The sequence below is a fragment of the Flavobacterium ginsengisoli genome, assembly GCF_029625315.1.
GTDB classification, from domain to species: Bacteria; Bacteroidota; Bacteroidia; order Flavobacteriales; family Flavobacteriaceae; genus Flavobacterium; species Flavobacterium ginsengisoli.
On the sequence record NZ_CP121110.1, the window covers coordinates 4,843,928 to 4,856,933 of the forward strand.

Here is a 13,006-nt window from a genome sequence, read left to right on the forward strand (position 1 = left end):
AAGCCCTTTATATTTTTATATTTCTTACAATACCATAGGAAGCTTCGTTCACGACGTCTGACGTAAATTGCTCCACCACCAAGTATTGTTTAAAATTGTTCTCATTTCTTTATTTTGATGTGACAAAGATATAAATGTAATTTTAATTAGAGTACATAAAATTCCAAAAAAATCTTTTCGAATTTCTGAAATTTGTTAAATTTTAATCACAAATCTTCCTATAACTCCTTAATTTCCACTTGCTATGGTATTGTTTACATTTAATCTGAAATCTGGATTTCCTTTAATATTTGGAAGTGCAAACAGCTCACTAAGTTTCAATTTTGTATATTCTATTCCGTAAGCAGGGTTTCCATAATAGTTTTTTATGCCAGGAATATTGCTTCCAGATTCGCTTTCAATTTCACCTTGACAATTGTTTGCTACAATATTTTTAAAAGTGATTTTTGATAAATTTGCTTCACCATTTCCGATATTTCCTTCCAACAAAATAAATGGTGCAAATCCAGAAACCACACTATTGGTTAGGTTGAAAAAGGTATTTTCTTTGATGTAAGCAGATTCTCTCACCAAGCCTTGATTGTTTTCCTCTAAATTAACCAAAGTAATGTTGTTTGCATTTATTTTAGTCATTTTTTTAGTCATGTCTGTATTCGCAACTTTCTCGTAAGAATCAGCCTCAAAACATCTTGAACCCGAAATATCTGAAGAAAACGGATGGCGAATTGCAATACTATTGCTAATATTAATTTGAGCTCCTTGTGTAAAATCAAAATCGTCGTCTGTTGTTCTGAATGAAACCAAGTTGCTTAAATTCAAATCTCCGCCATAACATTCGAAAGAATCATCATTTGAAAAACTAATTTGAACGTGGCTCACAGTTGTTTTTCTTCCAACACCAGCAAGAGAAAGACCGTTTAACTCTTTTGAAGCGCTTAATTTTCTTCCGGCATATTCGATTCTAACATATTTTAGAGTTCCTGAATTGTCTTCTGGATCTTGCCCTCCATAATGATTTAAAGTTGGATCTAAATCGAAAGGCAAAGTATGAATACCTCCTAATGAGTTTATTGGTGCTTTTCCTAAAACTATAATTCCGCCCCAATCTCCTGGTTTTCTATTGTTTATTTCATTTTCTGATGTAAAGATAATAGGGTCAGTTTCTAATCCTTCAGCCATAATTTTAGCTCCATTGGTAATAACAAGCGTTCCGCATGTTTTATCGTCACCACGTATAACAGTTCCTGGCTCGATAGTTAACGTTGCATTGTTTGTAACATACACAACACCAACCAAATGATAAATATTACGTTTTACTAAACGTGTATCTTTATCGATTGTTCCGGCAATTATATTGGTTGCTTCGCCATAGTCATTTGCAGCTGGTCTAAAGCTCGTCCAGTTGGTCATCCAGTTTGAAGTACCAGTGATTCCTTTTGGCTGTTGTTGAGCTTGTGCGAAAAAGCTGATAATGAAGAGTATGCATGCAATATGTAGTTTTGTTTTCATAACTATGATTTTAATTTCTAGTTTTTGATTTTTTTTAATTGTCCCAAAAATAGAAGCCGTATGTTAATCAAAGTCCTGATACTTATTACGAAAGAGTTACTTTATTATTAAGAATGTTAAGTTTTTGAAAAGTTTAAAAAAAATAAACCCCGAAAGTTTAAAACTGTCGGGGTTTACTGTATTTCTGAATTAGTAAGGTCTAAATATTAGAATTTTAAAGCTACTGTCAATTCAAATTCGTCATTGATAGTTTTATCTCCTAAACCGTCGAAGAAGCTACCTGAACCGTATTTAATATCGTATTTAGTTCTGTCAACTTTGAAAGCAGTTGTAGCAGTGTTTCCTTTTACAGTGATATCAAAAGTTACTGGTTTAGTAATTCCTTTGATAGTTAAATCTGCAGTTACAGTATAAACGTCAGCAGATTTTGCACCGATAGTTTTGAAAACTAATTTTGAAGTTGGGAATTTGTCAGTTCCGAAGAAATCGTCAGCTTTTAAGTGACCGTTTAATTTTCCTTGGTATTCTCCAGTTAAATCTGTAGAAGTTAATGAAGTCATATCAACTGTAAAGTTACCACCAGCTAATTTTTTTCCTTTGAAAACTAAAGAACCTTCTTTAAAGTTTACAGTTCCAGAGTGCTCTCCAGTTACTTTTTTACCTACCCATTTAATTGTAGATGCTTTTACGTCGATTTTTTTAGTTTGAGCGTTTACTGAGATTCCAGCTGCTTGCTACGAATAATGCTATTGCAATAGTTTTTAAATTTTTCATGTTTTTAAAATTAAAATTTGAATTTGATTAATAAATAATTATAGAGTGATAAATAATTCTTCGTGTGATTTTCTAACTTTTTTGTGATGCTGAGATTTGTCGTCATCATGTCTGTAACCTACAGTTGCAATAACTGAAGCATTTAGGCCTAATTTATCGAAACCTAAGATTTCATTAAATTGAGCCGCATTGAAACCTTCCATTGGTGTTGCATCAATTTTTAAGTCAGCAACTGCATTTAATAAGTTCCCCAAAGCTAAGTAAGTTTGTTTTGCAGTCCAGATGTGTTTTGCATCTTCAGATAAATTTGAAATTACATTTTTCATCATATCGCTAAATCCGCCTAAAGCTTCTGTAGGAACACCTCTTACTTCACTGATGTTGCTGATGTATTTGTCAACAGAACCTGCATCAAGACTTAAGTCGTTTGCAAAAATGAATAGGTGAGAAGCATCAGTAATTTGAGTTTGCCCCCAAGCTGCACCTTTTAATTTTTCTCTCAATTCTGGATTTTCAACAATAACTACTTTGTAAGGTTGTAATCCGTATGAAGAAGCGCTTAATCTAACCGCTTCTTTTAATGTATTTAAATCAGCTTCTGATATCTTTTTTGAAGCATCATATTGTTTAACTGCGTATCTCCAATTTTGATTGTCTAAGAAATTGCTCATATTTTTATTACTTTATTTGTTGGTTCTATATTTTTCTAATAGTTGATTTAGGAAAACCAATTCTTCTGGTTTTAAATTATTTGCAAATGTTTGCTCATGCTCATCTACTTTTGGATCTAGTTCTTTCAATACATCTAATCCTTTTTGTGTAATCGAAACTTCAATTTTTCTTCGATTATCAGGACAGACATTTCGCGTTACAAAATCCTTTAATAATAGTTTATCTACCAAACGTGTTGTGTTGCTCGTTTTAGCAAGCATTCTCTCTTGTATCACGCACATATTAGCAGGTTTTCCTTTTTGTCCTCTTAATATACGTAACACATTATACTGTTCTCCAGATAAATCATACGGTTTGATCAACTCGTTGAAATGATCCTGAATCACATTTTGCGTGTACATGATATTCAGAATAACTTTTTTCGCATTATCCATCTTAACCGTACTCTTAATAACCTCTTCAATTGTCATAGTCGTAAGTGTATAATTTGTATATACAAATGTATAACTTTTAATAGTTGTATATACAAATGTTGTGTTAATTTTTTGTTAACATGAATAAAAAGGCTTTTTTAAAGAACTAAAAGAATAGTTTTCGATATTAAAATTAAAGTAATTTTTTAATATAACGTATTGATATGTTGTATATTAATGATTTTTTAAAACTAAAAGAAAGTTTTGATTTTAAATATTAGTCAAATGACTTTTTGTAAGATATTTTAAAAGTGTAAAACCTTAAAAATCAACTAGATTTATGATTTATTGGAATTCTGAGAGCAGAAAACCTTTTGCAATTTGCTTGAAATTGGCAATTTCATTGTTTATCCAAGCTTCATCATGTCCCAATTCTTTGGCAATTACTCTAGCTGTTTTCTCCGAAACTTCAATTGCAGCTCTAGCATCTAAGAATAATAAACGAACTCTTCTTGCCAGTATATCATCAACAGTTCTTGCCATTTCGTAACGAATTGCCCACACGACTTCTGCCATTGTAAATTCGTGATTAGAATGCAGTTTTTCTTTTAATGTCTGTTCGCTTTCTTGCAACTCGATTATTTTCGGAATATCTGTACCATATATATAGAGGTGATTTTCTCTATCAAGTGAAGTGGTAGGTTGGCTTCCGTGAATAGAAAGATGTTCTGTTGTACAGGTTCTCTTTGGTAATTTGCCTGTTTTGATGGCTTTGTCAATTATATCTTCAGCAATTTTTCGATAGGTAGTCCATTTTCCTCCTGTAATGGTAATGAGACCAGTTTCAGAAACTATAATTTTATGGCTTCTAGAAACTTCTTTAGTGCTTTTACCTTCTTCTTTTGGAGCTGCCAAAGGGCGTAATCCTGCAAAAACAGCTAACACATCTTTTCTTTCAGGTTTTTTTGCAAGGAATCGCTGGGCTGTTTCAAGTACAAATTGAATTTCGCTTTCTAAAGCAATTGGTTCTAAACTTTGTTTTTTTATTAAAGTATCAGTCGTGCCAACTACAACTCGATTATGCCATGGAACTGCAAATAAAACTCTTCCGTCTTTTGTTTTCGGAATCATTAAGGCATGATCGCCAGGCAGAAATGATTTATCAAAAACCAAATGAATTCCTGGCTTGGGACAATGTATTTTTTATAAACATTATCATTGAGTTTCATAATAGCATTTGTAAAAACTCCTGTAGCATTTATAATAGCAGAACCTTTTAAATCATATTTAATTCCGCTTTCTTGATCCTGAACCTGAACTCCAATTACTTGATTGTTATTGTCTTTTAATAAATTAACAACCTTAGTATAATTTAAAACACAAGCTCCGTTTTCTACTGCAGTTTGGGCAAGATTGACAGCAAGACGAGAATCATCAAATTGTCCATCGTGATAAATTACGCCATTTACCAAACCATTTTCTTCTACGTTAGGAAGCATTTCAATAGTTCTCTTTTTCGAAAGATATTTTGAACTGCCCAAACTTAAACCCCCAGATAAAAGATCATAGATTTTTAGTCCAATAGTGTAAAAGTAACCGCTTAACCAATGATAATTCGGAATAATAAAAGATTGGTTTTTTACCAAATGACTTGCGTTTTGTGCCAATAATCCTCGTTCTTTTAATGCTTCTCTAACTAAATGCACGTCTCCTTGTGCCAAATAGCGTACTCCGCCATGAACTAGTTTAGTGCTTCGGCTTGAAGTTCCTTTTGCAAAATCTACCGCTTCAAATAAAACGGTTTTATACCCACGACTTACCGCATCAATTGCAGTTCCTAGTCCGCTTGCACCTCCACCAATAATTATTATGTCCCAATTTTCTGTATTTTGTAGTTTTAGTAACTGCTCTGAGCGATTCATATCTTTTACGGGACTTTTTGTTTAAAGCAAACTTAACGAAATGAAATTAAAAATTGATGAAGAAAAAAGTTTCAGGCTTCAGGCTTCAGGTTTCAAGTTTCAAGTTTCAGGTTTTCGGTAGGCAACGTTAAACAAAAACAAACCCGACAGATTCATAGAACATGTCGGGTTATCAATTTTATATATTGTTTATTTAGATCAATCGTTTTTCAAATGCTTTTCTTGCAGAGCCTCTAAAATAGACTTCTCCGCAATACGTATATTTTAGTCTGTCTAAAATTTTCAACATCGGAGTATTATCGAAGTTTGTGTCTACTTTTATACTGTAAATTTTATTTTCGACAGATAAACTTTCGATGCTCTCAAATAGTTTGGTTGCAATTCCTTTTCCTTTTGCCAATTTCGAAACGGCTACACGATGCACAACAGTATAATTGCCATCAGTAAGCCATTTGCCTTCGATATTTTCGTAAGCAGGTTCTTTATCAAAAATAATAGCCGCATAAGCCAGAATGGATTCGTCCTCTGTAAAAACATATCCATAACCATTTTCGATATCATTTTTAATAGAAAGTTCGTTCGGATAACCATCTTGCCACTGCGTGCTTCCGTCTAATCGTCTTTGTTCAATTGCATCTTGCAGTATTTCCCAAATTGCAGGTACTTCAGAAAGAACTGCTTTTCGTAATACTAACTGTTCTGTAGAATTCATTTTTTAGTTTACTATATAAAATTAATGAGGCAATTTATCTTTAATCAAACCGTAAACCCAAGTTCCAGCAATTGCACTTAATAAAGTAACTACAATTACAGTGGCGCCTGTGCCAATTTGAGCAAAAAGCGGACCTGGACAAGCTCCAGTAATAGCCCATCCGAAACCGAATAATAAGCCACCGTAAATTTGTCCTTTATTAAAAGTCTTTGGTTGGATTTCGATTTTTTCGCCATCAAGAGTTTTGATGTTGAATTTTTTAATCAATTGTACCGATATTAATCCAACTACGACAGCGCATCCAATTACGCCATACATGTGAAATGACTCTAGATTGAACATCTCTTGAATACGAAACCAGCTGATGATTTCTGCTTTTACGAATACAATTCCGAAAAAGATACCAACGACTAAATACTTAAGATTTCCCAATGCAGTTTCTTTTTTCTGGCTTGCGTTGATTCCTTCGCTGTCTATATTTTTATTTTCTAAATTCATTTTCTAAATTTTAAAGTGAAAGAATATATGGTAAAATCAAAAGTGCCATTACAAAACCACCAATCATAAAACAGATAGTAGCTACCAATGATGGCCATTGTAAGTTTGATAATCCCATAATCGCGTGTCCGCTTGTGCATCCGCCAGCGTAACGAGTTCCGAAGCCAACTAAAAATCCGCCGACAACAATCATGATAAATCCGCGAAACGTTAGTAAACTTTCCCAAGAAAATAATTGTGCAGGAACCAAACCACTATGATCTGTGATTCCGTAAGTTGCTAATTTCTCTGATAATTCAGGAGCAATCTCTATCGGATTTGGATTCGATAAAAAATGAGCAGTGATAAAACCGCCTAGAAATATTCCTAAAACAAAGAATAAATTCCAGCTTTCTTTTTTCCAGTCGTATTTAAAAAATGAAATATTCGCGGGAATACAAGCCGCACAAATATGACGAAGTGAAGAACTAATCCCGAAAGATTTATTCCCAATAATTAATAAAATTGGAACAGTTAATCCAATCAAAGGGCCTGCAACGTACCAAGGCCATGGTTCTTTTATTATTTCTAGCATATTTTTTTAGGTTCTAAGGTACTAAGATTCTAAGGTTCTAAGTTTTTTTAGATTCTGAGTTGTTAAGTCCTAAAGGTCAAAAATCTTAGAACCTTAGAATCTTAGCAACTCAGAACCCTTAATTATTTTAATACTTTGCTTTGACAAACAAAATCTGATTTTGGAACATTGGTTTTAGAAATTGCTCCGAAACCACCTTCAACCTCAGAGAAATTTCTGAAGCCTCTTGCTTGAAGGATAGAAGCCGCAATCATACTTCTGTAACCTCCTGCGCAATGCAGATAAAAATGCTCATTTGGATTAATGTCTTTTACCCAATCATTAATATAAGCGAGAGGTTTGCTGTAAGCATCGTCAATATGTTCTGCTTCGTATTCTGTTTCTTTACGAATATCTATTACTTTGTCTTCGCCAAGTTTAAATTCATTAGCAAATTGCTCTGCTGTAATTCGGTTTACAGTGTCAATTTCGAAACCTGCATTTTGCCAAGCTTCAAAACCGCCTTCCAAATGTCCGATAATCGTATCAAAACCTATACGGCTTAAACGAGTTACAGTTTCTTCTTCCATACCAGCAGCAGTAACCAATATAATTGGCTGTTTTACATCGGCAATTAAAGTTCCAACCCACGGTGCAAAATCACCGTTGATTCCAATATTTATAGACTGCGGAATAAATCCTTTACTGAAATCAGCAAGCACTTCTTGTGTCTAGAATTAAAGCGCCAGTTTCTTCAGCTACAGCTTCAAAATCTTTTACGTTTATAGCTTTCATTCCGTTGTTTAAAACAGTCTCAAAACTTTCATAGCCACCTTTGTTCATCGCGACATTCATGCTGAAATAGGCAGGAGGAGGTAATAAACCGTCAGTAACTTCTTTGATGAATTCTTCTTCGGTCATATTAGCGCGTAAAGCATAATTGGTCGCTTTTTGATTTCCAATAGTAGAAACAGTTTCTTTGCTCATGTTTTTTCCGCAAGCACTTCCCGCACCATGCGCTGGGTAAACGATTACGTCATCAGCCAAAGTCATGATTTTATCTCTTAACGAATGATATAAAATTCCAGCTAATTGATCTTGTGTCATTCCAGCGGCTTTTTGAGCTAAATCTGGACGTCCAACATCTCCAATAAACAAAGTGTCTCCAGAGAAAATGGCGTGATCTTTTCCGTTTTCGTCAATCAGTAAAAAAGTAGTGCTTTCCATAGTATGTCCTGGAGTGTGCAATACTTTAATAGTTATTTTTCCGATTTTAAATTCCTGTCCGTCTTTTGCAGAAATGCAGTCAAATTCGCAGGCAGCATTTGGTCCGTAAACAATTGGAGCTCCAGTTTCTTTGCTTAAATCAACGTGACCCGAAACGAAATCGGCGTGAAAATGCGTTTCAAAAATATATTTTAGTTTAACGCCATCACGCTCTAAACGATCCAGATAAGGCTGAATTTCTCTAAGCGGATCAATAATGGCCGCTTCACCATTTGAAGTGATATAGTATGCACCTTGAGCAAGGCATCCGGTGTAAATTTGTTCTATTTTCATGATAGGTATTGTAAAATGATGGGTTACAAAGGTAACTTTGTTTTTTAAAAAAATAGGTGACTAATGTTACAGAAATTAGGTTTTTATGTAAAAAAAAGTGGAGTTTGGCATATTTGATTGAGATAACTTAATTTTAAGTTGAGCAATTACGCTTTAAGCTTTAATTTTGCGTATGACGAATGTCATTTTAAAACAAAAAAGAAAATGAACACACAGGACTTAATAGATCAAATTGCTTTTATAAAAGAAATTGATAAAGTAAAATACATTCAGCGCAAGACAAAATTGTTCAATAGCGACCGATGCGAAAATGATGCAGAACACAGCTGGCATTTGGCTTTAATGGCAATTGTTTTGGCAGAACATTCCAATGAACCGATTGATGTTTTGAAAGTCGTAAAAATGGTTTTGATCCATGATATTGTCGAAATTGACGCAGGCGACGTTTTTATTTATGATACCGTAAAAAGTCATGACAATACAGATGAAGAACGTTTAGCCGCCAATAGAATTTTTGGATTACTGCCAGAAAAACAAGCCAAAGAGTTAATTGCTATTTGGGAAGAATTTGAAGCGGGAGAAACCAACGAAGCCAAATTTGCAAGATCTATGGACAGATTAGAGCCTTTGTTGCAAAACACATCAAACAACGGCGGAACTTGGAAAGAGTTCGGTGTGAAATACGATAAAGTTTACGAAAAGAAAAGTGTTATTAAAAATGGTTCGGAATCTTTATGGAATTATGCTGAAGGTTTGATTAATGAAAGTGTAGAAAAAGGAATTTTGGAGAAATAGTTTCTTACCCTTTTTTAGCAATTATTCTACACAATCTTGTCATTTCGACGAAGGAGAAATCTTCGCAAGTAACTCCGCAACGAAAGTCAAATCTTTGTCGAGCTTCTTGTGAAGATTTCTCCTTCGTCGAAATGACAAACTGGATGTAACTCAAAAAATGACAAGTGTCATTTCTACCCTTTAAATTGTTGAAAAGTTTAACAAATATCAGACGATAAACTTTTTTTAAAGGGCGTTAATTCGGGTTCTAATGGTTAAATTTGTGGAACTTCATAAACAAATTACCATTATGGAAGAAATGCTCTTTTATGATCGAATGCAATTTGCCTTCACGATCACCTTTCATTATCTTTTTCCACAACTTACAATGGGTCTTTCGTTGATCATTGTGTACTTCAAGTGGAAATATCTCAAAACTAAAGACGAACAATACAATCACGCCACCCATTTCTGGATGAAAATCTTCGCCCTCAATTTTGCAATGGGCGTTGTAACCGAATTCCGATGGAGTTTCAGTTTGGAACCAATTGGGCAAAATTCTCCGAACTTACTGGAGGAATCATTGGCCAGACATTGGCGATGGAAGGAATGTTCTCGTTCTTCCTAGAATCTTCTTTTCTTGGATTATTTTTGTTCGGAGAAAAACTACTCGGGCATAAATGGCATTTTGTAACGGGATTGCTAATTATGATTGGTTCGTGGGCGAGCGGTTACCTAATTATTGCCACACATTCTTGGATGCAGAATCCTGTGGGTTACGAAATCTTAGAAAATGGAAAATTTGTATTGAATAATTTTCAAGCTTTATTCTTAAATCCTTGGCTTTGGCCTTCTTATCTGCACAATCAAGTCGCTTCTTTGGTAACGAGTTCTTTTATTGTTGCTGGAATTGGAGCTTTCTATATTTTAAGTAAAAAGAATGTTGATTTCGGAAAATTATTCCTTAAGACGGGAGTAATCTTCGGATTGATTTCGAGTGTTATTGTGGCTGTTCCAACAGGAGATTTATTGGCTAAAAATGTAGTGAAATACCAACCGGTAACTTTTGTCTGCGATGGAAGGAATTTTTCATACCGAAAAGAAAGGTTCTGAAATTGTCTTAATCGGTCAGCCTGATGTAAAAGATAAAAAATTGGATAATAAAATCGCTGTTCCAAACATTCTAAGTTTCCTGACTTATGGAAACTGGGATCAGGAAATAAAAGGTTTAGATCAGTTTGAAGAAGACTTGCATCCAACGAATATTTCTGGATTGTATTATGCCTATCATATTATGGTTGGACTCGGAACGGTTTTTATTGGACTGATGGTGCTTTCGCTTTTCCAATTAATTAGAGGAAAATTGTTTGAAACCAAATGGATTTTATGGTCTCTGATGTTCATGATGCCGTTTCCGTACATTGCCAATACAACAGGCTGGTACACGGCCGAATTAGGAAGACAGCCTTGGTTGGTTTATAATTTACTGAGAACGGCAGCTGGAGCTTCGCCAACGGTTTCTTCTGGAAACACCTTATTTACTCTACTCGGTTTTATTGGTTTATACCTTTTACTGGGAATGCTGTTTTTACTTTTAGTTGGGAAAATTATCAATAAAGGTCCTCGTCATGTGGAACTTTCAACAGAAAAAATATAAGTATGGAATTTTTTTGGTACGTAGTTTTAATGGGAATTCTGGCCGTTTATCTGGTTTTGGACGGTTACGATTTTGGTGCAGGAATTATTCATTTATTTTTTGCTGATACAGAAAAAGATAAAAAGGCAATTACCAATGCCATTGGTCCCTTTTGGGATGCCAATGAAGTTTGGCTGATTGCAGCGGGAGGCGTTTTGTTTTTTGCTTTTCCGACTTTATATGCATCATCTTTCAGCGGATTTTATTTGCCTCTGATTATGATTTTATGGCTTTTGATTTTCCGCGCGATCGGATTAGAAATGCGCGGACAAATTCACAATCATATGTGGGAAAGCATTTGGGATAAAGTTTTCGGAATCGCGAGTCTGCTTTTGGCTCTTTTCTTTGGAATTGCTTTAGGAAACATCGTTCGCGGTGTGAATCTCGGAATGGTTCAAAACGGAGTTTCTACGCAAGAAGCGCATTTTTTCTTTTTGCCTTTATGGAATCCTACTTTTAGTCCGCAAGCAGATGAATTGGGAATTATTGACTGGTTTACACTTTTCTTAGGAATTGTGAGTGTTGTGGCATTAACGATTCATGGTGCAAACTGGATTATTTATAAAACGAATTCGGCGCTGAATCCGAAATTGAAAAATGTAATCTTTAGACTTAACTTTGTTCTGTTGATTTTAGTCTTTATTTCTTTGGGAATTTGGCACTTTATCGAACCGAAACCCTTTCATAATTTCGTTGAAAATCCAATTCTGTGGTTTTTTCCTTTAATAACTTTTGCCGGAATTGCAGGATTATTCAAAGTTCGGTCCTTCAAAAAAGACGGTCACGGATTTATTTTTTCAACTTTATTCTTAGTTGGCGGATTTGCCTCGACTGCGGTTTCAATTTTTCCGAATGTTTTGCCTTCAACCAATAAAGTGAATCCGTCTTTAACGATTTATAACACGGCCGCTCACGAATACGGATTGAATGCTGGATTAAGCTGGTTTTTTGTGGCTTTGTTTCTTGTGATTATTTATTTCATTATTCAATATCGCGTTTTCAGCGGAAAGATGGATGATATTGGGTATGGAGAACATTGATTTTTTGTTTGCCACTAATTACACGAATTTTCACGAATTGAATTTACTGTCGATATTATATGAATTGCCTCCAGCTTCAGCTGGAGGTTTTTTGTTTGAATTTGAATTGGGCTTTAGCCAAACCTTGCGATTTTGGCTAAAGCCTTTTTATATATATTTGTTTACCTCCAGCTAAAGCTGGAGGCAATTTAATTGTATAGTGAGAAAAATATGTATTTTTACGAATCAAATAATTTTTCAAGAATTTTAAATATCTTTGAATTATGAGCACAACAGCAAAACCAAAACATATAGGACGAAACATAAGCCGAATTAGAGAGCTTAAAGGAATGAAGCAAGAAGCTTTGGCAATTGCGATTGGTTTAAGCCAGCAGACTATTTCGAATATTGAAGCTAGCGAAACAATTGATAAAGAAAAATTGACTGAAATAGCAAAAGCACTAGGCGTTACAATTGAAGCAATTGAAAATTTTTCGGAAGAATCTGTTTTCAATTTCTTTAATAATTTTTATGATAATAGCGCAAGTAATGGTCAAGGTGCATCTGGACCAATTTTCACTTTTAATCCTTTAGATAAAATGGTTGAACTTTACGAGCGTTTGGTTGAGGCTGAAAAAGCATTAGTTCAAGCCGAAAAAGAAAAAGTAGAATATTTAGAAAAACTGCTGAAAAAATAGTAGAAAACATAAAGATAGATATCAATTGCCTCCAGCTTTAGCTGGAGGTTTTTTTGTTTGAATTTGAATCAGGCTTTAGCCAAACTTTGCGGTTTTGGCTAAAGCCCTTTTTATATATACATTTGTTTACCTCCAGCTGAAGCTGGAGGCAATTCATTGAAAATTTTAAAGGCTAAAACGTCATTTTGCCTGAGTTTGCATTAGGG

Annotated in this window: 9 protein-coding genes and 4 pseudogenes; 4 read left to right on the forward strand and 9 right to left on the reverse strand. The window is 34.4% G+C overall.

The window, feature by feature from the left end; translation table 11 throughout:
• Window positions 1-228 precede the first annotated feature (228 nt).
• The 9 genes and pseudogenes from P5P87_RS23035 to P5P87_RS23075 all read right to left on the reverse strand — a co-directional run bounded on the left by P5P87_RS23035 (window position 229) and on the right by P5P87_RS23075 (window position 8,613).
• Window positions 229-1,509, reverse strand: a complete 1,281-nt coding sequence (locus tag P5P87_RS23035; protein ID WP_198856633.1) for a hypothetical protein — start codon at window positions 1,507-1,509, stop codon at window positions 229-231.
• A 206-nt stretch (window positions 1,510-1,715) separates the two neighbouring features.
• A pseudogene (locus P5P87_RS23040) lies at window positions 1,716-2,283 on the reverse strand (YceI family protein).
• Between the two features lie 38 nt (window positions 2,284-2,321).
• Window positions 2,322-2,954: an NAD(P)H-dependent oxidoreductase gene (locus tag P5P87_RS23045; protein WP_278020731.1), complete on the reverse strand. Its 633-nt coding sequence runs from the start codon at window positions 2,952-2,954 to the stop codon at window positions 2,322-2,324.
• 12 nt (window positions 2,955-2,966) lie between these two features.
• Window positions 2,967-3,425 (reverse strand): MarR family winged helix-turn-helix transcriptional regulator, encoded by a 459-nt coding sequence (locus P5P87_RS23050; protein ID WP_198856630.1) that lies wholly within the window; start codon window positions 3,423-3,425, stop codon window positions 2,967-2,969.
• Window positions 3,426-3,713: 288 nt separating this feature from the next.
• Window positions 3,714-5,290 (reverse strand): annotated as a pseudogene (locus tag P5P87_RS23055) (glycerol-3-phosphate dehydrogenase/oxidase).
• 193 nt (window positions 5,291-5,483) lie between these two features.
• A complete protein-coding gene (locus P5P87_RS23060) occupies window positions 5,484-6,002 on the reverse strand; it encodes a GNAT family N-acetyltransferase (protein WP_198856628.1) in 519 nt (172 codons plus the stop codon).
• Window positions 6,003-6,023: 21 nt separating this feature from the next.
• Window positions 6,024-6,500, reverse strand: coding sequence for a DUF6691 family protein (locus P5P87_RS23065; protein WP_198856627.1), 477 nt, complete (start codon window positions 6,498-6,500; stop codon window positions 6,024-6,026).
• Between the two features lie 10 nt (window positions 6,501-6,510).
• Window positions 6,511-7,074, reverse strand: coding sequence for a YeeE/YedE family protein (locus P5P87_RS23070; protein WP_198856626.1), 564 nt, complete (start codon window positions 7,072-7,074; stop codon window positions 6,511-6,513).
• Between the two features lie 122 nt (window positions 7,075-7,196).
• Window positions 7,197-8,613 (reverse strand): annotated as a pseudogene (locus P5P87_RS23075) (MBL fold metallo-hydrolase).
• Window positions 8,614-8,817: 204 nt separating this feature from the next.
• Between P5P87_RS23075 and P5P87_RS23080 the strand changes: the two are divergent.
• The 4 genes and pseudogenes from P5P87_RS23080 (at window position 8,818) to P5P87_RS23095 (ending at window position 12,800) form a co-directional block, all read left to right on the forward strand.
• Window positions 8,818-9,408 (forward strand): HD domain-containing protein, encoded by a 591-nt coding sequence (locus P5P87_RS23080; RefSeq protein WP_198856624.1) that lies wholly within the window; start codon window positions 8,818-8,820, stop codon window positions 9,406-9,408.
• Between the two features lie 289 nt (window positions 9,409-9,697).
• Window positions 9,698-11,044, forward strand: a pseudogene (locus P5P87_RS23085) (cytochrome ubiquinol oxidase subunit I).
• A gap of 2 nt (window positions 11,045-11,046) precedes the next feature.
• Window positions 11,047-12,123 carry a cytochrome d ubiquinol oxidase subunit II gene (gene cydB / locus P5P87_RS23090; protein ID WP_278020732.1) on the forward strand — a complete coding sequence of 359 codons (1,077 nt, stop codon included), beginning with the start codon at window positions 11,047-11,049 and terminating at the stop codon, window positions 12,121-12,123.
• 263 nt (window positions 12,124-12,386) lie between these two features.
• Window positions 12,387-12,800 (forward strand): helix-turn-helix domain-containing protein, encoded by a 414-nt coding sequence (locus P5P87_RS23095; protein ID WP_278020733.1) that lies wholly within the window; start codon window positions 12,387-12,389, stop codon window positions 12,798-12,800.
• Window positions 12,801-13,006 lie beyond the last annotated feature (206 nt).